The organism is Enterococcus sp. DIV0574 (genome assembly GCF_051711125.1).
Lineage (GTDB): Bacteria > Bacillota > Bacilli > Lactobacillales > Enterococcaceae > Enterococcus_D > Enterococcus_D gallinarum.
In genome coordinates this window covers 2,613,470-2,637,614 of the sequence record NZ_JBIOMA010000001.1, presented here as the reverse complement: position 1 = coordinate 2,637,614, position 24,145 = coordinate 2,613,470, and the positions used below count along the sequence as shown (strand labels likewise).

Annotated in this window: 19 protein-coding genes; 16 read left to right on the top strand and 3 right to left on the bottom strand. The window is 41.4% G+C overall.

All coding sequences use genetic code 11. The features are described from left to right. Window positions 1–213: 213 nt before the first annotated feature. Window positions 214–2,049 carry a beta-glucoside-specific PTS transporter subunit IIABC gene (locus IGJ45_RS12700; protein ID WP_029486468.1) on the top strand — a complete coding sequence of 612 codons (1,836 nt, stop codon included), beginning with the start codon at window positions 214–216 and terminating at the stop codon, window positions 2,047–2,049. Window positions 2,050–2,446: 397 nt separating this feature from the next. Here the strand turns inward: IGJ45_RS12700 and IGJ45_RS12695 are convergent, their stop codons facing one another. Continuing rightward, window positions 2,447–3,319: an AraC family transcriptional regulator gene (locus IGJ45_RS12695; protein WP_029486470.1), complete on the bottom strand. Its 873-nt coding sequence runs from the start codon at window positions 3,317–3,319 to the stop codon at window positions 2,447–2,449. Between the two features lie 316 nt (window positions 3,320–3,635). On the opposite strand from IGJ45_RS12695, the gene IGJ45_RS12690 reads away from it, so the two are divergent. The 7 genes from IGJ45_RS12690 (at window position 3,636) to IGJ45_RS12660 (ending at window position 12,967) form a co-directional block, all read left to right on the top strand. Further along, window positions 3,636–5,009, top strand: coding sequence for an ABC transporter substrate-binding protein (locus IGJ45_RS12690; RefSeq protein WP_103300235.1), 1,374 nt, complete (start codon window positions 3,636–3,638; stop codon window positions 5,007–5,009). Between the two features lie 12 nt (window positions 5,010–5,021). Beyond that, window positions 5,022–5,951, top strand: a complete 930-nt coding sequence (locus tag IGJ45_RS12685) for a carbohydrate ABC transporter permease (RefSeq protein WP_103300236.1) — start codon at window positions 5,022–5,024, stop codon at window positions 5,949–5,951. After that, window positions 5,948–6,778, top strand: coding sequence for a carbohydrate ABC transporter permease (locus IGJ45_RS12680; RefSeq protein ID WP_003125619.1), 831 nt, complete (start codon window positions 5,948–5,950; stop codon window positions 6,776–6,778). The genes IGJ45_RS12685 and IGJ45_RS12680 overlap by 4 nt, the downstream gene beginning before the upstream one ends. A 41-nt stretch (window positions 6,779–6,819) precedes the next feature. After that, window positions 6,820–8,613 carry a glycoside hydrolase family 2 protein gene (locus tag IGJ45_RS12675; RefSeq protein WP_113849344.1) on the top strand — a complete coding sequence of 598 codons (1,794 nt, stop codon included), beginning with the start codon at window positions 6,820–6,822 and terminating at the stop codon, window positions 8,611–8,613. Window positions 8,614–8,784: 171 nt separating this feature from the next. Continuing rightward, complete coding sequence (locus tag IGJ45_RS12670; RefSeq protein WP_003125621.1) at window positions 8,785–9,867, top strand: dipeptide epimerase; 1,083 nt, start codon at window positions 8,785–8,787, stop codon at window positions 9,865–9,867. Window positions 9,868–9,869: 2 nt separating this feature from the next. Beyond that, a complete protein-coding gene (locus IGJ45_RS12665) occupies window positions 9,870–11,291 on the top strand; it encodes a transglutaminase-like domain-containing protein (RefSeq protein ID WP_349703689.1) in 1,422 nt (473 codons plus the stop codon). Window positions 11,292–11,323: 32 nt separating this feature from the next. Beyond that, window positions 11,324–12,967 carry a peptide ABC transporter substrate-binding protein gene (locus tag IGJ45_RS12660; protein ID WP_003125623.1) on the top strand — a complete coding sequence of 548 codons (1,644 nt, stop codon included), beginning with the start codon at window positions 11,324–11,326 and terminating at the stop codon, window positions 12,965–12,967. Between the two features lie 70 nt (window positions 12,968–13,037). On the opposite strand, the gene IGJ45_RS12655 is transcribed toward IGJ45_RS12660, so the two are convergent. Next, complete coding sequence (locus IGJ45_RS12655; RefSeq protein ID WP_155853053.1) at window positions 13,038–13,973, bottom strand: response regulator transcription factor; 936 nt, start codon at window positions 13,971–13,973, stop codon at window positions 13,038–13,040. A 270-nt stretch (window positions 13,974–14,243) separates the two neighbouring features. Here IGJ45_RS12655 and ptcA point away from each other — a divergent pair, with 270 nt between their 5' ends. From ptcA to IGJ45_RS12615, 8 genes are all read left to right on the top strand, one after another. Next, window positions 14,244–15,272, top strand: a complete 1,029-nt coding sequence (gene ptcA / locus IGJ45_RS12650; RefSeq protein WP_176332949.1) for a putrescine carbamoyltransferase — start codon at window positions 14,244–14,246, stop codon at window positions 15,270–15,272. A gap of 223 nt (window positions 15,273–15,495) precedes the next feature. Further along, complete coding sequence (locus tag IGJ45_RS12645) at window positions 15,496–16,914, top strand: APC family permease (protein WP_029486475.1); 1,419 nt, start codon at window positions 15,496–15,498, stop codon at window positions 16,912–16,914. Continuing rightward, a complete protein-coding gene (aguA, locus tag IGJ45_RS12640; protein WP_081132132.1) occupies window positions 16,868–17,965 on the top strand; it encodes an agmatine deiminase in 1,098 nt (365 codons plus the stop codon). The genes IGJ45_RS12645 and aguA overlap by 47 nt, the downstream gene beginning before the upstream one ends. Before the next feature lie 10 nt (window positions 17,966–17,975). Beyond that, window positions 17,976–18,905: a carbamate kinase gene (gene arcC / locus IGJ45_RS12635; RefSeq protein ID WP_103300242.1), complete on the top strand. Its 930-nt coding sequence runs from the start codon at window positions 17,976–17,978 to the stop codon at window positions 18,903–18,905. 204 nt (window positions 18,906–19,109) lie between these two features. Then, on the top strand, window positions 19,110–20,468 hold the full coding sequence (gene guaD, locus IGJ45_RS12630) for a guanine deaminase (protein ID WP_081132130.1): 1,359 nt from the start codon (window positions 19,110–19,112) through the stop codon (window positions 20,466–20,468). Between the two features lie 46 nt (window positions 20,469–20,514). Then, window positions 20,515–21,804 carry a uracil-xanthine permease family protein gene (locus IGJ45_RS12625; protein WP_172461439.1) on the top strand — a complete coding sequence of 430 codons (1,290 nt, stop codon included), beginning with the start codon at window positions 20,515–20,517 and terminating at the stop codon, window positions 21,802–21,804. Window positions 21,805–22,187: 383 nt separating this feature from the next. Next, window positions 22,188–22,787 carry a LysM peptidoglycan-binding domain-containing protein gene (locus IGJ45_RS12620; RefSeq protein ID WP_349703639.1) on the top strand — a complete coding sequence of 200 codons (600 nt, stop codon included), beginning with the start codon at window positions 22,188–22,190 and terminating at the stop codon, window positions 22,785–22,787. Window positions 22,788–22,927: 140 nt separating this feature from the next. Then, window positions 22,928–23,311, top strand: a complete 384-nt coding sequence (locus tag IGJ45_RS12615; protein WP_103300244.1) for an MmcQ/YjbR family DNA-binding protein — start codon at window positions 22,928–22,930, stop codon at window positions 23,309–23,311. A gap of 86 nt (window positions 23,312–23,397) precedes the next feature. Here the strand turns inward: IGJ45_RS12615 and IGJ45_RS12610 are convergent, their stop codons facing one another. Next, complete coding sequence (locus tag IGJ45_RS12610; protein WP_103300245.1) at window positions 23,398–24,054, bottom strand: TetR/AcrR family transcriptional regulator C-terminal domain-containing protein; 657 nt, start codon at window positions 24,052–24,054, stop codon at window positions 23,398–23,400. Window positions 24,055–24,145 lie beyond the last annotated feature (91 nt).

Sequence of the window (24,145 nt, the reverse complement as noted above, 5' to 3'; positions counted from 1 at the left end):
AAATTTGTAACATAAAACAGTAGACACTATACTATCCGAACGATAGTCATTGAACGGTGCGAGTAATCGTATTTTTATGACACTGATCTTGCGGTTCCTAGGAGCAAAATCAGTATCGTTCGGATAGGCAGTTTGCTAAGAAACAGATGATCCAGTTTTGATTATCAAATGAAATGAAAGCGATTTATAAAATGAAATGAGGATGAATCGGCTATGACAAATTATAGTGAACTAGTTGAGTATATCATCGATCACATCGGCGGAATCGAAAACGTGCAAACAGCGAACCATTGTGCTACTAGATTACGACTCCAATTGAATGATCCATCCGCCTTCGATGATGATCAGCTGAAGAAAAATAAACTGATTTTAGGTACAGTAAAAAGAGATCACGATGTTCAATTAATCATTGGACCAGATGTCCCTAAGGTATATGCAATGTTTATGGAGAAATTAGAGCATAAAAGTGAAAACACATCCACTGATCGAAAAAAAAGAAGGTTAAAAGATTATGGGGCATTAGTCGTTGACTTTATCAGTGGTACCTTTGTTCCAGTATTGCCTATCCTTGTAGCAGCCGGATTGGTATCTGCCGTTTTAACTATTGGTGTGACCTTTTTCGGATTATCTGCAGAAAGTGGAACTTATACGATTTTAAATGCAGTGAATGATGCTGGATTCTATTTTTTGCCTATTTATATTGGATTTAGTGCTGCTCGCAAATTAGGTATCAATGGCATGATGGGGATGTTCCTAGGGGCAATTCTTGTTCATTCACTGATCAATGGTGTAGAAGGACTTACCTTCTTAGGCCTTTCTGTACCGACAATGAGTTATAATACCACAACGATTCCAGTGATATTCGGGGTATTATTTATGGCAGTGATTGATCGAATCGCGGATAAATTGATTCCCCAGTCTATCAAATACTTTGTTAAACCATTGCTTGTCATTTTGATCACAGTACCGGTAACCTTGATTCTATTAGGTCCTATCGGAAATGAAGTGGGAGGCTATATTGCTAATGGCTTGAGCTTTTTGTATGATAAATTAGGCTGGTTTTCCGTTGGTTTGTTGGGGGCAACGACACCTTTACTTGTGATGACAGGAACAAACCAAGCATTGTTTCCACTCGTTTTTGCAATGCTAGGAGATTATGGCTATGACTCATTTGTCATGCCAGCAATGTTAGCAGCGAATGTCGCCGTTGGTGCTTCAGCGTTAGCGATTGCGTATAGTGAAAAGAATACCGAGAAAAGGGCCCTAGCACTCTCTTCTGGATTAACTGGCGTGATGGGAATCACTGAACCTGCTATCTTTGGTGTCTTGATCAATTACCGCAGTGCCTTTATCGGGGCAATCACAGGTGGAGCAGTTGGCGGTATTTTAGCTGGATTTGTTCAACTGAAGCAGTACGCAGTCGTATCACCAGGATTAATTGCCATTCCGACATTCATCCCAACAGATGGCTCTGGCTTTAACGCAAACTTCTGGTTTTCGATCATTGTTATTCTGCTTGCGATTTGTGTCTCATTTACTCTCACTGTTTTCATGGAAAAGAAGCGTATTAGAGAAAATAAACTCAATCAGGCGAATGAAGCTGTAAAAATAAATAGCCCTGTAAAAGGAACGGTTGTCTCTTTGGAATCAGTGAATGACCCGATGTTTTCAGAGAAAATGATGGGAGACGGCATTGCGATTCTCCCTGAGGATGACGTCGTTTATGCTCCATTCGATGGCTACATCATCATGACTACCCCAACAAAACATGCTATCGGATTAAGAGGAGAGAATGGCGTGGAACTTTTGATCCACATTGGGATCGATACGGTACGTCTGGAGGGGGATGGCTTTACTCTTCATGTGGAAGAAAATCAATATGTGAAAGCAGGTGAACCGCTGATCTCTTTTGACAGACAACAAATCAAAGAAGCGGGATATGATGTAACGATACCTGTCATTGTCACAAATACTCCCGAACATGGTAGTTTTGCTAAAACGATTCAAGAGCAAGTAAAAACGGGGGACTATTTATTCTCTACCAATTAATTGAGTGCTGTTTATTCTATTTGATCCGTACAAGGAAGTTCTGTATAGATGAAGCATTTGGGTAGCAAGTCATTCTTCTTTAGAGCGTGGAACAAAAGTTTTTTCCTTTTGTTCCACGCTCTAAACACGCCTACACAGAGGGAGCAGAAGCAGCATCTTCGAAAATAAGTCAAAATACCCCAAAAATTGAAAAGCAAATTTCGTGGAGTCCTCTGTTATCTCGGCAGTTAACCCTCCTGTCTCCCCCGCTTTTTTATTACTCCTTCGAGAGAACAAAAAAGAGATCTGGAAGTCTCCGATCTCTTTTTCTCTGATGAACTATTGCCTATTCTAGATAAAAATGATAAATGCGGTTTCAACGATTTGTAATCTATTTCGGTTTTGTTTGCGTAGTTATTTAGTGAAAGCCGAAAATATTTTTTTGAAATTTCATAGGAGAAGTGCCAACCATTGATTTAAAGACGTGATGAAAGGTTTTGACGCTAGAAAAACCTGAGCGGGCAGCTACTTCTGCCATGGGAACCAGCTCTGTTCCTAAAATATACTTTGCCCGATGGATGCGGTATTCTGCCAGATAACTGGTAAAAGACATCCCGATATTTTTTTTGAAGAAGCGTGAGAAATAACTAGGACTAAACCCCACATGATCAGCAACATCCTGAATCGTGATCGCATGTAAATAATTGGACTCAATATAGTCGAGGATGGTGTCGATCTGGAACAATGTCTCGCGATTTTTTAATGTACTATCTAAAGCGGCTTTTTCTGTTTTTTTGTTCTTCAATGGCAGTTGGTACAAGAGATTCGCTAATTTATACAAACTGCTCAAAATACTGTATTGATACCCTTCACGCTGTTTCTGGTTTTCATGATAAATAGAAAGCAAGATAGTCTGGATCTCTTTTTGGATCGGGGTAGGCCAATCTTTACTGTAATTGACGACGGTCTCAAATACTTTGGCCAATGGACGATCATTTGGCGAGATATTGTCATGCCCTTGAAAGAGTTTGATATCAAATTGATAAACGATTCGTTCACTATTTGGCGAAGACAAGAAGAAGTGCGGTTCACCACTAGAAAAAAAATAGATCTCGTCTTCATGCATTTGAATGATCTCGTCATCCACCCCTAATCTGACAGTTCCTTCCAAACAATAAATAAATTCAATTTCTTTGTGCCAGTGAGGATAAGTGATCGACCACCCTTCATTTGTAAAGGTTTTGAAAGGGAACAGCGGATTGATTTCAGGAATTTCCAAGTATAAGCTCATGTATTCTACTCCTTTGTTCTATAGATAGTGATGCGGTGTTGCTCTCTTTATTTTACTGTGTGATGTGCCTGATAGAATAAATGTAATCGATTTCTAATTTAGAAAATAGAGCCAAACAAAAATCGGGAATAAGGAACACATAACTCGGGAAGAAATATGTATTTTCGTTTTGTATAGTATAAATTGTAAAGAAAAACAGACAGCATTATTTTGGCAACATGAAGCAATCATTTTGTAAAAAATAATCCGTCTGATTTTCTTTTTGAACTATTGTATGCGCATACAAATGGAATATAAAAAGGCAGGAGCAAAGAAGATGAAAAAAATTGGTCTACTCATTTCCACATTGGTTATAGGCGGAAGTTTTTTATTATCGGGATGTGGGAGCAATGATGATGCTGGTGATCAAGCGAGTAAAGTTACCCTCAATTTTTCTTTTTGGGGCGATACATTGGAGAAAGATTCGATCGATAAATTGATCAAAAACTTTAATGAATCACAAGACGAGATCCAAGTAAAAGCGCAGCAGATCCCTTATGACAATTATATGGAGAAGCTAAACACACAAGCTAGTACCAAAACACTTCCAGATGTCGGCTATATGGTTGAAACAAGCACGGCAGAGTGGGGGAAGAGCGGCAACTTAAGGGATCTGACAGAGCTGTATGAATCAGGAGGACCATTTGAGAACAAAATCGCAGAGACACGCTCGGAGTACAACGGGAAAGTCTTTGGATCGCCTGCAGGGCCAGGAATGCTTACACTGTTCTACAGTACGAAATATTTTGAAGAAAAGGGGGTTGAAGTCCCACCTCATGACGTCAATCAAGCGTGGGATTGGGATAAATTTGTATCCATTCTGAAAGAACTGACAGTCGACCGAAATGGCAATCATCCAGGCGATGCTGGTTTTGACGAAAAAAATATCAAAACCTATGGGATCTCCAATTTTACTGGTCTAGGCTATGAATCTTTCTTAATCAGCAATGGCGGTGGGGTGCTTAGTCAGGACGGCAAACAAATCCTGATTGGAACAGATGCTTCGATTGAAGCGTTAGAGAAAATTCAGGATTTGATGTACAAAGATTATGTGATGCCGAAACCCTCACAGGCAAGTACGATTCCTTCAACTGATACCGCAATGCTGACAGATAGAGTAGCGATGACGATCACAGGATCTTGGGACTTACGTTCCCTGGGGGACGCTATCGAACAAAAAGGGTTAGCGTTAGGTATGGGTGTTTTACCAAAAATGGGAAAAGTCGTTCAAATGAATTTTGGTCCGCCAATCGTGGTTTTTGATAATGAAAACACACAAGAACATTGGGAAGAAACCAAAACATTTTTAGAGTATCTTTTAGACCCTGAGAATAGTTTAGATGTCATCGATTCAGGATTATGGTTACCTAACCAAGACAATTGGTTCTCAGATGAAACGTACCTTCAAAAATGGGCCGTAAGCGATCGTTCACCAGAATATAAAAAAGAAGCACTGGTTGAAGCGAAAGAGCAAGCGTTGACAAAAAACAAGGCCTTCTACAGTGAAGATGCTGCTTCGATCGAGCAAATCGTGAACCCCGCGTTAGAACAGGTCTGGACTGGCAAGAAAGCTCCAAGAGAAGTAGTTGAGGAAGACATTTTGCCAAAACTAGAGAAACAGTTCGGGGACAAATACGAGTATGTGAAGTAGGTGGACGAAGGAATGATCACACTTAAAACAGATGAACAATCTAAAAAGAAACGATATGATTTATACAAAGAAGAGAATCGTGCAGGGTATGCTTTTGCAGCCCCTGCAATTCTCGGATTATTGATTTTTACCATCATCCCAATGATCGTTAGTCTGATTCTTAGTTTTACAGATTATAATGTCATCGGTGATTTCAAATTTACCGGCATCGATAACTACCGTACGATTTTTATGGATGATCTTTTTTTCAAAAAATCGGTGGTTGTGACATTCACCTTTGCTTTTGGCAGTACGCTAAGTAGTTTGATCGCTGCACTAGTGATCGCATTGTTGATGAATGTCAAAGTTCGAGGACAGGCATTTTTTCGAACATTGTTCTACTTGCCGGTGGTAGTTCCAGCGGTGGCTTCAAACATTTTATGGATGTGGTTATTCAACCCGGATTTTGGCTTGCTGAATTCTGTTTTGCAATTTTTCCATTTGCCGCCGTCTAACTGGATTTTTGATGAACAAACAGCGATCCCATCTTTGATTTTAATGGCCGTATGGGGATGTGGTGGTACCGCTCTGGTTTTCTTAGCTGGGCTGCAGGATGTTCCCCAAGACCTAATGGAGGCTGTGGAAGTAGATGGCGGCAATTGGCGCCATAAATTTTTGTATGTGACATTGCCAGCCATCTCGCCCATCATTTTCTTTAACTTGGTGATGGGGTTGATTGGGTCTTTCCAGACATTCTCGCAAGCATACATTATGACTGGAGGTGGACCCAATAATGCGACCTTGTTTTACGCATTGTTGATCTACCGGAAAGCATTCCAAGAAAATCAGTTTGGTTATGCATCCGCATTAGCATGGATCCTATTTGTGATTATTGGTTTGTTTACGATGCTGGTTTTTGGTACGGCAAAAAATTGGGTGTATTATGGAGGGCAAGAAAAATGACCATGAGAAAAGCAAAATACATGATGTATGTTCCATTAGTGGTGATTGGACTGATCTCATTGGTTCCATTTTTATGGCTAGTACGCAGCTCGTTTATGGATTCCTATGAAATTTTTGAGTTCCCCCCTAAGTGGCTGCCTGATCAATTATTATTTTCTAACTACGCAGATGTCTTTCAAGTTTTGGATCTAAAGACCTATCTCGTTAACACGTTTTTGATTATTATTCCCTGCATTATCGGGAATGTCTTTACTTCTTGCTTATGCGGTTACGCATTTGGCCGCTTGAACTTTAAATACAAGAATATGTGGTTTGCGATGGTCATTGCGACAATGATGCTTCCAGGTGCAGTGACGTTGATTCCGACATTTATGATGTGGAATAAATTAGGATTTGTAAATTCCTTTGTACCTTTGATCGCCCCAGCCTTTTTTGGCGGTGGTGGGTTCAATGTCTTTTTGATGCGACAATTTTTTGCTGGTATCCCAAAAGAATTAGATGAAGCGGCGATCCTGGATGGTGCAACCCACTGGCAGATTTTTTATAAGATCATGCTTCCGTTAGTTAAACCTGCCATGATGGTTGTAGGATTTTTTACGTTTATGAATACTTGGAATGATTTTTTTGGCCCCTTGATTTACTTGAATGATCCTAGCAAACAAACATTAGCTCTCGGATTATTGCAACTAAAAGGGCAATTTTCTTCTCAATGGAATATCATGATGGCGGCTTCTACATTAATGACGATTCCTGCGTTAGTCTTGTTTTTCTTCGGTCAAAAGTATTTCATTCAAGGAATCAGTCTTACTTCTGGAAGCAAAGGCTAGTTTGCCTCGTAATAAAAAAATTTGAAAAGGAAAGGACGACTATGAACAGACCAGAATATCCGCGCCCACAATTTGAACGAAGGAAATGGCTGAATTTAAACGGTAAGTGGCAATTTGATTTTACCGACAACTTAGAGGAACAACAGCCACAAGCATTGACACAGATGATCGAAGTTCCTTATGTCTTTCAGTCCAAGCAAAGTGGAATTGAAATCAAAAGCTTTCATGACGGTGTTTGGTATCAGCGAGAGCTGATGGTGCCAGATACTTGGCAAGACAAACGTTTATTGTTACATTTCGGCGCTGTCGATTACCATTGCTGGGTCTACATCAACCATCAGTTAGTAGGGGAACACATTGGCGGACACACCTCATTTTCTTTTGATGTGACTCACTATTTGACCTTTGACAAAGATCTGCTCACACTAAAGGTCTTTGATCCATCAACAGATGAAGAAATACCAAGAGGCAAGCAATATTGGCAGGAACATTCTGCTGCTATCTGGTATACCCGAACAACGGGTATCTGGCAGACGGTGTGGTTGGAGGCAGTTGACAAAAACGGTTATTTAGAAAAGGTCTTTTATACCAGTGAGTTTGATCGAGGATCCGTAGAGATCGCCTATCATTATGCTGGTGATTTGACGGATAAAGAATTGTGTACCAGAATTTATTACGGCGAAGAGCTGATCGTTTCTGATCGCCAGCAGTTGACAGAGCACCAGTTCACACGCTCTTACAGTCTATTCAATCAAAAGATCGACCGCAGTGACTTTCACGGTCGCGGATGGACTTGGACTCCAGAGACCCCGAATCTCTTTGATGTCGTCTTTGATGTTTGGTCACAAGGAAAGTGTATCGATACCGTTAAAAGCTATTTTGGCATGCGAAAAATTCATATTCAAGATGGCATGGTCCACTTAAATAACCGCCCGTATTATCAGAAACTAGTGTTGGATCAGGGCTACTGGCCCACAAGTCTCATGACAGCTCCTACAGATGAAGATTACAAGAAAGATATCGAATTAGCCAAAGCAATGGGCTTCAACGGCTGTCGCAAACATCAAAAAGTAGAGGACCCCCGTTTTTTGTTTTGGGCAGATCAGTTAGGATTCATTGTTTGGGGAGAATGTGCCTCACCGAGTGTTTATACACGAACTAGCGGGGGGAAAGTGATGGCTGAATGGCAAGAGATCATCGACCGTGACTACAATCATCCTTGTATCACAACTTGGGTACCGATCAATGAAAGCTGGGGGGTACCGAACATTAGTGTCGATCGTCAGCAACAGCATTTTTCGCAGGCGATTTATCACTTGATCCATTCTTTAGATCCTACTCGATTGGTTATCTCAAATGATGGCTGGGAGATGACAGAAAGTGATATTTGTGGGATTCACAGCTATGTTCATGGAACGAAAGAAGAACTGGAGAAATACGACCATTTTGTGGCGAGTTTGCGAACAAAAGATACGATTTTAACTTCTGAACCCAATCGCAGAAAAATTTATTGTCCAGGATTTCAACATCAAGATGTTCCTATCTTGTTAACAGAATTTGGCGGGATCGGCTATGATACAGGGGCTCAAGGCTGGGGATATACCAATGCAGCTAATGAAGCAGAGTTTATTCAGGACTATCAGCGGGTGATTGATGCTGTCTATCAGTCAGAAATTCTTCACGGCTTTTGTTATACGCAGTTGACGGATGTGGAACAGGAAAAAAACGGTTTGTTAACAGCTGATCGACAACCAAAGTGTCCGCTTGATACAATCAAACAAATCAATGTTCGTTGGCATCCGACGATTATTAATAAAATACAATTATCTGATTAAAAGAGCAAATTTTTGCTCTTTTTTTGTTATTAAATTTACTGCTCAAAGGAGATAAGTTGGTAGAGTTATGCATAATCTGTATAAAAATAAAATTCAGAAAATTCAGAAAAAGTGTTGAAAAGAAAAAAACGGAATGATATAGTCAGTTTTAAGTTAGAGGGGGGAATGAAGATGAAAATTGAACGTGTGGAAATTGCTGCAAATAAAATGATGCTGCGCAAGCCATTTAAAATTGCATTAGGCGTTATTACTGAGGTCAGCAATTTGACCATTAAAGTGATCACTGACACAGGGGACTTTGGGATCGGTGAGGCAACACCTGAACCCTTAGTGACAGGGGAGACACTTGAAGGCTGTGAAGCTGCTCTAAAGTTATTGGCTGATGCATTAACTGGAGAAGATCCACGGCAATTAAGCCGGATCCATAGCATCATGAACCAGTGCATGAAAGGCAATGGGTCTGCCAAAGCAGCTCTCGATATGGCTTGCTATGATCTATTGGGAAAAAGTACAGGACTTCCTTTGTATCAGCTTTTAGGCGGTCAGGATAACCAAGTAGAGACAGATATGACGATTTCCATCGATACTCCAGAAGTGATGGCAGAGAATGCTCAATTGTTTGTGGAACAAGGATTTACTGCACTGAAGATCAAAGTCGGATTGGATGAGAAAGACGATATTGAACGAGTAAAACAAATTCGGGCAGCTGTCGGTCCAGCCATCGAATTGAGAATTGATGCCAACCAAGGTTGGCGGGCAAAGCAGGCAATAAAAATGATTGAACAGTTGCAGAAATATGATATCGCTTTTTTTGAGCAACCAACACCTGCTAGTGACATTGATGGATTAGCCTTTATCAGAACTCAAGTCAACCAACAGATCATGGCAGATGAAGCGGCATTTGTACCTCAAGATGCGTTATCATTGATCAAAAAAGATGCAGTAGATGCTGTCAATATCAAATTGATGAAATGTGGCGGCATCTATCCAGCGTTACAGATCAATAGTATTTGCGAAGCTGCGAATATCCCTTGTATGGTAGGTTGTATGGCAGGGGAGACCAATATTAGTATCGCAGCGGCAGCTCACTTTGTTGCTGCACAAAAAAATGTTCGTTTCGCTGACCTCGACGCGACGTTTGATTTAGCAGTTCTTGCGTATGAAGGGGTTGTTGGTACAGAAAAAACACCGGTGATTCAACTTAATGAAGCGGCTGGATTAGGCGTTAAACAAAAAGAGGAGGTGGCGCAGTGAGTATGGATCCTAATGATCTATCCAATCTAGTGGTTCCTTTGCCAGAAGACATTCAACGAGCCAAAGATTTTGGTGATTTTTCTTTAACACGTAGACTCATTCATCAGAAGTTGAACAATGCCCGTATCAGTGAAGTCTTAAAAGATCGTTTGCACACGGAATTAAAGGTTTTGACTGTTTTTGAAGCAAAGCAATATCCCTATGAAGAAACCAAAGCTCTGGAGATGATGCAACAGTCCTTTGTCGATTTTCAGCGAGAAGAACTGGATCGCTTAGTGGAAGCAGGAGAGGTTGAATGGATCTACTTGAACGGCAAAAAAGTTTTCCATGAACGCTTTATTGCTAATCTCGTTAAGACGCGCTCAGACTATTATACGCGCTATTTATTTGAGGAAGAAAACGGAATTGACAGTGCCCGACAAGTAGAACTGGATGAGAATGTAGAAAAAATGAAACAACTCGGACAAAGGACTGCTCGAATCGTTTTGAAACAATCACTTAGACCACTAACAACGCTTAATAAAGAAGACGGTCCTTTCTTGACGCACATTCCTTTGCCTCGAGACACTGGAAAGGTAGCAAATGCCAAGATTCTTCAGACAAAAGGAGAGGTCAAGCAGATTGATCCCTTCGCTGCACCACAGCGAACGATCGCATTTGAAACCAACGACCCTTCCTCAATTGAAGCGACTGTGGAACACAGCTATGAATTGACGGCTGTTTATACGGATTTATTCCAGTTGTTGGATGAGCAAACCATGATTCGTGAGTTGACTGAGTCGGAAAAAACCGCATTTGCATCAGCGCTCAATGAATTCGCTCCCCATATTCAATTTACGCCTTTTCTACAGCAATTATTGCAGGAAATTTTGCCGGAAGCAAAAAATCCCTTGGAACGTGCGTATGCGATTTATCATTTTGTGACCACCAAAGTGATCTATTCATTTATGCGAGAATATTATGCGATTCCGAATATCAGTGAGTACTGTGCAGTCAATCAGAAAGGAGACTGCGGGGTTCAAGCACTTTTATTTATCACTTTGTGTCGTATGGCGAATATCCCAGCTGAATGGGAGTCGGGTTTATATGTTTCAGAATTTTTTGTGGGCCCTCATGACTGGGCGCGCTTCTATCTACCAGAGTACGGTTGGCTTTATGTAGATGTTTCGTTTGGGGGCAGCGCATTTCGAGGGGGAAATGAAGAGCGCTGGCGTTATTATTTTGGAAACCTAGATATTTTTCGCTTACCTGCTAATAACTGTATTCAAGGGGGATTTACCGTAGCGAAGCAATTCTTACGAGCAGACCCCATCGACAATCAGCGGGGAGAATTTGAGTCTGCTAAGAAAGGCTACCGATATGATGAGCTGGATTGGCAAGCTGAATTGATTGAGATGACGATTTTAGAAAAAGCGCTTCGATAAGTGTTGGGACGCATGTAAAAAGGAGGACGTAAATGAGGAATAAAGGAAAAAAAAGAATGATGTTTTTGTTGGTTGTTGCTAGCGTCATTGGTTTTTCAGGTTGTAGTTATCAGAAAGAATCTAAAGCGACTGCCCAAGCGAGCAGTGTGGTCAATTTGATGGAACAAAGCGAAATCGGATCAATGGATACACTCTCTACACAAGATACGGCAAGTATCAATGCCCAAGTCAATGTCTTTGATGGATTGTATCAAATCGATGACACCAATAAGGTCGCACCGGCTATCGCCAAAGATTTCCCCAACATATCCGACGATGGTCTGACTTACACGATCACGTTGAGAGAAGATGCTACTTGGAGTAACGGGGAGCCAGTGACGGCTAAAGATTTTATTTATGCTTGGCAACGGCTAGCCACGCCAGCCAATCAAGCAAACTACATGTTTTTATTGGACGGTACATTTAAAAATGGCACCGAAATCATCAATGGGGAAAAAGACCCTTCTGAACTAGGTGCGAAAGCTACGGATGAGTACACGATCGAGATCCAATTGGAACAGCCAGTTCCTTATTTGACTTCGATATTGGCCTTTACTCCATTTTTTCCACAAAATGAAGCTTTTGTCACCGAAAAAGGGGATGCTTATGGCACATCAAGTGAAAATATTTTAACTAATGGCCCCTTTTTGATGAAAAATTGGGATCAAGCTTCCTCTACATGGGATCTGGAAAAAAATGAAGACTACTACAATCGTGATGCCATCAAACTGGAGAATATCCATTATGAAGTGATCAAAGAAGCTGTTACAGGATATAATCTTTTCAACGAAGGACAGTTGGATATGGCGGATATTTATGGGGAATACGTGAAGCAAAATGCCGCTAACGAAGAACTACAGACGGTGCTGACCTCTTATATCCACTATTTCAAGATGAATCAGAAAAGAGATGGTAAAGATACGATCTTTGCCAATGAAAATGTCCGAAAAGCCGTTTATTATGCGATTGATAAAGAAGCTTTAGTCAAAGATGTCTTATCGGATGGATCAGAAGCAATCAATGGGTTTATTCCGAATAACTTTGTCTTCAATCCGGAAACTGGCAAAGATTTTCGAGAAGATGCGCCTCTCGAAGGACCGGATAAAGCCACTGCACTCGCTTACTGGCAAAAAGCCACTGCTGATATTGGGGATAAGATCTCCATCGAGATGTTAACCAAAGACACTGATGCAGATAAAAAAGTGGCTGAATTCATCCAGGATCAGTTACAGACAGTCTTACCGGGCTTGACCGTTGAAATCAAGTCTGTCCCATTGAATAATTCGATTGAATTGACACGAAAAAGCGATTACGAGTTAGCTATCGGAACATGGGGACCAGATTATCAAGACCCGATGACGTACCTTTACAATCTCGTTTCACCGAATAACACGAATTATGAAAATAAAGACTATGACCAGTTGATTGCTGATAGCAATACGACCTATGCCAATGATTTAGCGACACGTTGGGATACGATGATCAAAGCAGAAAAACTATTAGTAGAAGAAACCGCCGGGATTGTCCCAATCTACCAAAGAGCTCGTAGTATTATGGTCAATCCTTCCCTGAAAGGTGTGTACTATCCAACTTTCGGACCGTCAACGATCATCAAGTATGCATATATGGAAGAATAAGCCGTTCAGAGCAATGAATGACTGGTTTTTAAACTTTAAAAGACCTGGAAGCGATCCTTCCAGGTCTTTTTTAGGCAGCTGCCTCATGGGTCTCTTTGTACTTTTCAAAAAGAATCATAATTTGCGTGCGTTTTTTTATCTCAAGTTTGATAAAAATGTTATGAACATGGGTTTTGACCGTTCCCAATGAAAGAAAGAGCTGATCGGCGATTTCCTGATTGGTTTGATGGGACAACAGCAACGCAAAGATTTCCGTTTCTCGTTGGGTAAACTGATGAATACGGCAAAAGTTTTGAATCAAGAGAGAGGCGTCTTGCTCTTGCGGTTTTTCTTCCTGTGGTTGGCGTTCTTTGATAAAGAAGTGCAGTAATAATATACAAACAACAATCGAAAAGATATCCTCTGAAATACTGCGATTATAAATCTTTGTCGCTAACGAGCTGTACTGGTCGACATTGAAAATCACGAAGCTATCTTCAATTATGATCAAAATACTAAAGAAGAGATTGATGATCATCAACTGTTTTAAATAGTGTTTGTTCAGTAGAGGGAGCTTCTTTTTGGTCCCTTGCCAACAATAAATTCCTAGATAAAAAAGGAAGAGTTGATTACCAAGATAATAGAGCCAAACTTTAAATGCTGAGTTTTCCATCAGTGGGGTCGTAATCATCCAAATGGCCAAAACGATCAATAGCGTATAATGGAGGGGAGAGAGTTTTTCTTTGCGTAGTTCGGCAAGAATAGAAATGGAGAAAAAGGCATTTCCCATAAATATAATAGTTTTAACTGCTGGTGCACTCATAAATGCCTGATCATAACTTTGGGCAAAGGAATTGAGAAATTCCGTCATATAAATAATTGTATTGTCAAAAATAAAGAATGCCAGATACAAACTAATCCAAAGAAATAATTTGTTTTTTTCTTTTAAGTAAGAATAAATAGCAAAAGTCATCGTGATTGAATATAGAATGATCAATAAAATATTGTATATAAAAATAGCTATCATATTGAATCCCCTTTCAATTTTTCTTACACCAATTTTCTTATCCTAATTATAACACCATTTGTTTTTTCTTTACTTTTAATTCCGCTAAACTTTCCTCTAAACTTTTGTAAACCCTTGGAAAATAACTGGTTTATATCCAAAAATAAACTTGTCCTCAGCAAGTATAGAATAAGTGTGATAACGTTTACAACTAATAGCTTATCGTAAACTCCGCCTTTTTTACCTAAAGTGAAGATGCAAAAGCAAACAAATCACTTAGGAGGTTTCATTATGGGAAAAAGAGATTTTATTACAACGGAAAATTACACGAAGGAGGAGATCCAACAAATCGTTGACCTGTCATTGAAAATCAAAGCGGCCATCAAAAATGGTTATTACCCCCCTTTACTAAAGAACAAAGTATTAGGGATGATTTTCCAACAATCATCTACCAGAACGCGGGTTTCTTTTGAAACAGCAATGACACAATTAGGAGGGCATGCAGAATATCTCGCACCAGGACAAATTCAATTGGGTGGTCATGAAACGATAGAAGACACAAGCCGTGTTCTTTCTCGTTTAGTTGACATTTTGATGGCTCGCGTGGAACGGCATCATAGTGTGTATGACTTAGCAACGAATGCCACGATCCCAGTTATTAATGGTATGTCTGACTTCAACCATCCAACGCAGGAACTTGGCGATCTTTGCACCATGATCGAACATCTTCCAGCAGGCAAAAAAATCGAAGACTGCAAGATTTCCTTTATTGGTGATGCCACACAAGTCTGTTTCTCTTTAGGATTGATTGCAACAAAAATGGGGATGGAATTCGTTCAATTTGGTCCAGAAGGGTTCCAGTTAAACGAAGACCATCGCGCACGATTAGACGCGATTTGTAAAGATTCTGGCGGTTCCTATACGATATCAGATCAAATCGATGTGATCGAAGGTTCGGATTTTGTTTATACAGATGTTTGGTATGGACTGTATGAAGCAGAATTATCAGAAGAGGAACGCATGCGTATTTTTTACCCTAAATACCAAGTGAACGCTGACTTGATGAAACGCGCTGGTGAACAAGCGAAATTTATGCACTGCTTACCTGCCACTCGTGGAGAAGAAGTCACGGATGAGGTCATGGATGGACCAAACTCGATCTGTTTTGATGAAGCAGAAAACCGGTTAACGTCGATTCGCGGTCTCTTAGTGTACTTGATGCGGGATTATGCGGATAAAAATCCAATCGACGAGACCAAAAAAGCAGCGGCTGAAAAAGACTTGGAAGTTTTGTTAGATGAAACTAGACGCAAGAGATGAGGAAAGGAAATAGTCTGCGTATCAAGGGGATGCGTGAAGACTGTTTTGGTTCTTGAGGAGGGGCCAACGAACTGCGAATAGATTCTTTTGAGCGGAAGCTCGTTCTAATAATGTCGCAGCTTATGTGCTGAACTGGGATTCACAAGAGAGAAATCCGCTAGTTGCAAGAATCCTTCAATCGTTGGTCAACCCTTATTCCCTTGTACCGGAAAGGAAGAAAACAATGGGAGAAAAGAAAAAATTTAGTTTGATGAGTGCCATCTTATCGGTTATTTGTGTTGTATTTGTGGCAGAAGCGGCTGCACCGGTAGCAGCAATCGGAAATTCACAGTTTTTTTGGTGGATCTTTCTATTGGTTGCGTTCCTTTTGCCCTATGGGTTAATCTCATCAGAATTAGGAACAACGTATATTGGTGATGGCGGTATTTATGATTGGGTGACACAAGCTTTCGGTCATCGCTGGGGTTCTCGGGTTTCTTGGTACTACTGGATCAATTATCCATTATGGTTAGCCTCTCTAGCCGTAGTCTGTCCTGACTTGTTGACGACTATCACAGGTCGTGAATTTTCCACGGTGGCTGCTATCGTGATCGAACTGATTTTTATATGGGTCATCGTTTGGATCAGTTTTTATCCGGTCAGTGACAGTGTGTGGATTTTGAATGGGGCAGCAGTGATCAAGATGCTGTTAGCAATCTTGATTGGTGGCTTAGGTCTCTATACGGCCCTTACCAAAGGTGTTGCGAATGAGTTCACTCTTTCTTCGATGCTGCCAAGCTTCAATTTGAATAGTTTGTCTTTTATCTCGGTAATCATTTTTAACTTATTAGGATTCGAAGTGATTTGTACATTTGCAAGTGACATGGAAAACCCTAAGAAGCAAATTCCTCAATCGATCATTGCCGGTGGACTGGTGATTGCCGCCATTTACATTTTTTCTGCTTTCGGGATCGGTGTAGCGATTCCTACGGATCAAATCAGTACCGGCAGTGGATTGATGGATAGTTTTAAATTATTGACAGGATCAACAGGCGGCTGGTTCATTATTTCGATGGCCTTTTTGTTCTTGCTGACATTGTTTGGCAACATGATTTCTTGGTCGTTAGGGGTCAATAATACTGCTTGCTATGCGGCCGAAAATGGCGATATGCCGAAAGTATTTGCCAAACGCAGCAAAAAAAATGGCATGCCTACTGGTGCGGCAATTATGAATGGTATCGTTGCTTCTATCGTCGTCGTCATCGCCCCAATTTTACCAAATCAAGATTTATTCTGGGCATTTTTCTCACTGAACCTAGTAATGTTCCTACTATCGTATGTCCCTGTGTTTCCTGCGTTTTATAAATTACGTAAAATTGATCCAGACACACCTCGACCTTTCAAGGTGAGCGGCAGCGATTTGTTCTTGAAGGTATTAGTCGCACTACCGATGATCATGATCGTGATCTCATTGATTTTCACAGCGCTTCCTTTGCAATTTGACGCTGAGTCACTGAGTCAGCAATTACCAATCACGATTGGAGCAATTGTATTTGCCCTCGTTGGTGAAGCCATTATCTGGATCAAAAAAATCAAAAAAGAAGGAGTGCTGTATCATGGCGAAACGAATCGAAAAGACCACACCGAAACAAGACGGGTTTAGAATGCCCGGAGAGTTTGAACCACAAGAGAAAGTATGGATGATTTGGCCAGAGCGCCCGGATAACTGGCGTGATGGGGGCAAACCAGCTCAAGAAGCATTTGCTGAAGTCGCAAAAGCGATCAGCAAATTCACGCCAATGAATGTGGTCGTGTCGCAACAACAATATCAAAATTGCCGTCGTCAATTGCCTGCAGACATCACTGTCTATGAAATGTCCAATAACGATGCATGGATTCGTGACTGTGGTCCTAGCTTTGTCATCAACGACAAAGGCGAATTACGAGGCAATGACTGGGGATTTAATGCTTGGGGCGGATTAGTCGATGGCTTGTATTTTCCTTGGGATCAAGATGATTTAGTTGCTCAAAAGATCTGTGAGATCGAGCATGTGGATTCTTATCGGACGGAAGGGTTTATTTTAGAAGGGGGATCCTTCCATGTCGATGGGGAAGGCACTGTGTTAACGACGGAGATGTGTTTGTTGAGTGATGGCCGGAACCCCCATATGACAAAAGCAGAAATCGAACAAAAATTATGCGACTACTTGAACTGTGAGAAGGTCCTTTGGTTAGCTGACGGGATCGATCCGGAAGAAACCAATGGACATGTGGATGACGTGGCATGTTTTGTACGTCCTGGAGAAGTGGCTTGTATCTATACTGAAGATAAAAACAGCCCATTTTATGAAGCGGCTCAAGCTGCATACAAGCGTTTGAATGAAATGACCGATGCCAAAGGCCGCAAATTAAAAGTTCATAAGCTTTGCTGCCCAGTAGAAAATGTCACGATCAATGGGGATTTCAAGATTGATTACGTAGAAGGAACCATGCCGCGAGAAGATGGCGACATTTGTATTGCTTCTTATATGAACTTTCTAATTACAAACAATGGTGTGATCGTTCCTCAATACGGAGACGAAAATGATGCGCGGGCACTTGAAGAAATAGCAGAGATTTTCCCAGATAAAGAAGTTGTGGGCGTAAATACAGTTGAGATCGTATACGGTGGCGGGAATATTCACTGTATCACGCAACAACAACCGCAAAGATAGGAGGAGACGTATGTCAAAAATTGTCATCGCTTTAGGCGGAAATGCTTTAGGCGACTCTGCGCACGAACAATTGACCAAAGCCCAAGTGGCAGCAAAATCGATTGCTGATCTAATCAGTGACGGCCATCACGTGGTGATTGCTCACGGGAATGGTCCTCAAGTTGGCAAAATTCGCTTAGCATTTGAGGAAACCAGCAAAACGCAAGAAGACGTCATGCCATTTCCTGAATGCACAGCTATGAGTCAAGGGTACATCGGTTACCATTTGCAACAAGCGATTGATGAAGAGCTTGTTTCTCGCGGGTTGGAAAATATTCCGGTCGTTTCCATGTTGACGCAAGTGGTGGTCGATCCAGCTGATCCAGCTTTTACGAATCCAACGAAACCAATCGGTGGCTACTATAGTGAAGCTAAGGCTCAGCAATTAATGACTGAAAGCGGCGACACTTATATAGAAGATGCAGGCCGAGGTTGGCGTCGGGTCGTTCCTTCTCCTAAACCAGTGGACATTTATGAAAAAATCAGTCTAAAAACATTAGTAGATGCAGGTCAAGTGGTGATTGCATGTGGCGGAGGCGGCATACCAGTGGTTTATGAAGGCACTCGCTATAAAGGAGTTGACGCGGTGATTGACAAAGACTTTGCTGCAGCCAAGATGGCGGCACTGATCGATGCGGATATCTTTATTATCTTAACCGCTGTTGACCAAGTCTTTGTCAACTATGGTCAACCAGATCAACGAGGATTGACAACAGCCACTGTCGCTGAAATGCAAACGTACATTGACCAAAATCAATTTGCACCTGGTAGTATGTTGCCAAAAGTGGAAGCAGCGATCGCATTTGCTGCTTCCAAGGATGGGCGTCAAGCAGTGATCGCTTCATTGGAAAAAGCGGCGGAAACTTTAGCTGGCAATAGTGGTACGACAATTCAGCTTTAAGTGAAGGAAAGACATTTGGTGAACACACCAAATGTCTTTTTTTGCCTTAAAAACGAACATTAGATTCTTTTTGTCAGGATTAATGTACGGTTTTTATTGAAAAAAATCCGAATGAATGTAAAATAAAACCATTGATGCTTATTTTAATGAAAACTGCTAATGTCAAAGCAGCAGTCTGATGCAGTTTGTTAAAGGAGAAAACTTATGTCAATAACAAAATATTTTAAAGGTTCTGTATTTCATACACCCACAGATGGCGTGCTGGAATACTTAGAGGATGTCCTCATTTGCGTGGATGCTGAAGGGATGATCGAAAGGGTGGTCACAACAGAACAATCAGACTATCCAGAAATGCTGGCAGCTGCCAAACAAGGAATGCTAGTTGAATTGCAGAAGGGACAGTATTTTTTACCGGGATTCGTCGACTTGCACGTTCATGCACCCCAATGGCCGCAAGCAGGAGTTGCATTGGATGAGCCGTTGAATGTATGGCTAGATGAGTGTACCTTCCCGTTGGAAGCAAAATACGCGGACTCAAGTTTTGCTTCAGAAGTGTACCAAGATTTAGTTGCGCAACTACTGGCTCGAGGAACAACGACGGTTCTTTATTTTGCGACCGTTCATTTGGAAGCAAGTTTACAATTAGCCAAGATTTGTGCTGAGAAGGGTCAACGAGGGCTAGTGGGGAAAGTAGTCATGGATGATCCCGACGCGAACCCAGATTTTTATCGAGATGCCTCAACTGCTACGGCACTAGCAGAGACCGAAACCTTCATTAAAGAAGTCCAAAAGTTGGCAAAAACGACACGTCAAGGAGTCTATCCAGTAGTGACACCACGATTCGTCCCAAGCTGCACGGATGAAGGTCTGGCTGGGTTAGGACAACTCGCACAAAAATACGATGTCCATGTACAATCCCATTGCAGTGAAGGCCAATGGGAACACGATCACGTCTTGGAACGATTTGGTAAAACCGACACAGAAGTCTTGCGGGATTTTGGCTTACTGGGAGAAAAAGCTGTGATGGCTCATTGTAATTTTATCGATGAAAAAGATGGTGAGATCTTTGTGGAAACAGGGACTGCTGTTGCTCACTGCCCGATTTCCAATGCGTACTTTGCCAATGGTGTGATCCCTATCAATCGGCTTAAAGAACAAGGCGTAACGATTGGACTAGGCACAGATATCTCTGGCGGCTTTTCTCCAAGTTTGTATGACAATATCAAGCAAGCTGTTATGTCTTCCCGCATGTTAGAAGACGGTGTGGATGTTACATTGCCCCAAACGAATCGAGGTGTTGCGAATGCGCGTATCTCAGTCATCGACGCTTTTTCATTGGCGACAAAAGGAGGGGGCGAAGCGCTACGACTACCGATTGGTCTTATCAAGGAAGGCTACGCTTGCGACCTTCAAGTGATCGATACTTGTTATTCTGGTAATCCATTGCCAGCTTTTGGTGTACTGAACCAACCGAAAGAACAATTACAAAAGATTTTGTATCTAGCAACGGCTGAAAACATTCGTCAGGTCTGGGTGCAAGGAAAAAAAGTACATGAAAAATGAGGAGATTGATACTGTGGAAACCAGAAGTAATCGTTTAACGATCGGAATGAATGAAGATATACCTTTAGGACAAGCCATTGTTCTTGGCTTACAACACGTGTTGGCAATGGATGTGTATGTCCCACCCTTTATTATTGCAACTGCTGTTGCCATGAGCTCGTCGGATGCAGCCGGGCTGATCCAATCCACCTTTTTAGGTGCTGGGATTGCTTCGCTGATCCAAGTTCTCTTTTTCTTGAAATTGCCCGTCTGTCAAGGGCCGTCCTTTGTACCAGTAGGCGCAATCATTGGTATCTATTTTGGAGCGCAAGGTATGGATACTGTCTTAGGAGCTAGTATTGTCGGGGCATTGGCTGTTATTCTTTTAGGGATGACAGGGATCTATAAGTATATTGTCCGCAACTTTATTCCCACGATCGTCAGTGGCACGATCATCATGATCGTTGGACTGACATTGTTACCTACAGCTTTTACCAGCAACATTTATCCAGCTACTGAGACATTATCGGCTAATCAGAACATGTTTTTGGCTGCAGTGACAGCAGCAATTTTGATTTTATTCTCGATGTTAGGTGATTACTTCCCTCGTTTAGGTAAATATTTCCGGATTAGCTCGGTGATTATTGCCTTAATGATCGGGACGCTGATTGCTTGGTTCATGGGCGGCGTAGACTTCCAGTCTGTTGCGGATGCTTCATTTTTCAGTTTGCCAAAACTTATTTTCGTCAATTATGGTCTTCATTTTGATGTTTCAGCTATTTTGACGATGCTGGTGATTTATATGGTATTACTAGCAGAAACAACAGGAACTTGGTATGCCGTCAGCTCTGTCACTGAGGAAGCTGTGACAGATGAACAAATCAATAAAGGAGTCATTGGTGAAGGAATCGGTTGCCTGGTGGCTGCTTTAGTAGGAACGACACCAGTGACGGGGTATTCAACAAATGCCGGTATCATTTCCATTACTGGGGTTGCCAGTAAAAAAGTCTTTGTGATGGCTTCCTGCTGGTTCATCCTCTTGTCATTTGTCGGCAAGTTATCAGCATTGATCCATGCCGTACCTTCAGCGGTAATCGGTGGTGTCTTCGCAGTTGTCTGTGTGATCATTTTGCTTAGCGGCTTTCGAGTGATCAAGAATGAAGAGTTTTCTGAACGTGAACTCTATATTATTGGTGTTCCGCTAATCTTAGCGATCGGTCTTTTGTTCATGCCGGCTGAGATCAAACAAGAAACTCCGCAATTTCTACAATACTTATTGGATTCACCGATTGCGTTAAGTGCGATTGCTGCTATTGTGATGAATAAGTTGATTCCAGTGAAAAAAACGGTTAGATAAAGTGTCAGCGAAAGATGCTGCAGCAAGTGAGCGCCTGCTTCCAGTCGATGCAACAAGCATTCATGGAAACGCGCTGTTCAGCTGCAGCTTTTTTTGTTACGACTGTGTGTAAATTCATCCAATTTGTAACAATTCATAAATAAAAAAGAGGGGATTCACTTTTATTGAAATAAAATAACTAATTTATATTTTTATGTTGATAATCGTTGTTGATTCAAAAGGAATTACGCGACGCTTACGAAACGTAAGGAACTCGACGCATTCGTAATCATCTGTAACGAGATTTTCACCTATGAAATATTCTCTGGTGTTAGACTAGTCTATGCGTTGGAGATTTCTCCTGCGACAGACTATAAACGCTACAAGATGAGGAGAATTATTTTATGAAGTCATTGAAAACTGTTTTGCTTAGTACAGCTGTCCTTGCAGGTCTGGGTGTGTTTCTAGGTGGACAAGATGCGTTTGCTGATGAAGAATACACGGTGCAATCTGGGGATACACTATCTACGATTGCCTATAACTATTTTGGCACCTCAGAAGCCGTTGATAAAATTGTTGAAGCAAACGGCATTACGAACAAAAATTTGATCTATGTTGGTGAAACACTGGTCTTACCAACAGACGATGCCAGCTATACAAATGAACGTTCTTCAGCAGCTGCAGAATCATCAGTCACTTATGAAGAACCAGCTTCACAACCTGCCAGCAGCCAACAAACAAGCCCGAGCTCATCTGCATCAAGCAGTTCTGCAGCAACAAGTTCAGAAGCTTCAGCTAAAGAATGGATCGCGAACAAAGAATCTGGCGGTTCTTATACAGCAACAAATGGCCAATACTATGGACGTTATCAGGTGACTAACTCTTACTTGAATGGGGACTATTCAGCGGCCAATCAAGAAAAAGTAGCCGATAATTATGTTGCTTCACGTTATGGTTCATGGTCTGCAGCAAAAGCATTCTGGGAAGCTAACGGTTGGTATTAATCAAGCCAAACATTCATACGTATCACAGACTCGCTTAGCGGGTCTGTTTTTTTATCTAAATCAACAGTTTGCTTATGAAAGAAACCCTCTAAGATATGGTACACTAAAGAAAAAATCAGTTTCAAACCGGAGGGATGGCAATGAATAATCAGATCCAACAACGAATCGATCGCCTGAAAAGTTACGGTCAGTCATTGGCAGGTGCTAATGTGGCCTATCGTGAGGATTGGGGGACGATTTATTTTGGTCTAATCGGCAAACAGTTTGGTATGATGAGTCCTGAAGCGAATGATGATGCGATCATTACGTTGAAAAATAAACCGGAAGTCAATGAAGAATTACGTGAACAATACCCTAAGGCGATTATTCCCGGATACTATGCCAATAAAACCCACTGGAATTCTATTCGTCTAGCAGCGGATGAGGTAACAGACGAACAAATTGAACAGTTGATTTTGACCTCTTATGAACTGGTTTATCAGAAATTGACGAAAAAACAAAAAGAAGAACTAACAACGCTTTAAAAAACGCAACAAAAACACCAACGAGCCTCGTGCCTTGAAATCGGAAAGCGATTTAAGGAAACTTAGTGAGATTTGTTGGCGTTTTTTTATTTTAGAGAGGTATTTCGCTTGTGTAAGCCAGCCAGATAAATCGCGATACTCTCCAGAAAAACTTGACGTTCGTCGATTTGTTTGCGTTGTTGGATGCCTTCTGCCATCCCTTTTAAATGATTCTCAACAACATAGCTGCGCATAGCAGAGACATGTGCCCGCAATTTTTCATCGCCAGTTACAATTTTTGCTCGTAATTGTTCTTCTTTTTGACGATCGAGTAAGTGTCCCAATAAGAGATGATGCAATGCCTGAACGGTTTGACGGCTTTGGGCAGGAGTGAAGCCGGCTTCGATCAATATAGTGATCATTTGCTCTAAATGCAGCAGTCGGCTAGGATAGGAAGGAATCGTATGAATCTCTAGTTCTGCACCACAGGGATATTGGAGATAGAGATCGTAGTAATTGGCCATAAAGGTTTGCAACTGTTCTTGCCAGCTACCCGCAGGGACATCCGGCAGATCATTTTCCATCGTTTCAGCCATCGCTTGCAACAGCTCTTGTTTGTTCGTGAAATACCAATACAATGCCGGTGCTTGAACAGAAAGTACTTTTGCCAATTTGCGCATGGTTAACTGAGAAAGGTCAGATGTTTCCTTTAGGTAGGCAAAAGCCGCATGAATAATTGATTCTTTTGATAACTTCTGTTCCATAAAAAAATCATCCTTTGTTCGCTTGCAACATTTTTCTAAAAATGGTAAATTATTGTCCGGCTTTATTTTACAGTGTTAAATAATGCCTGTC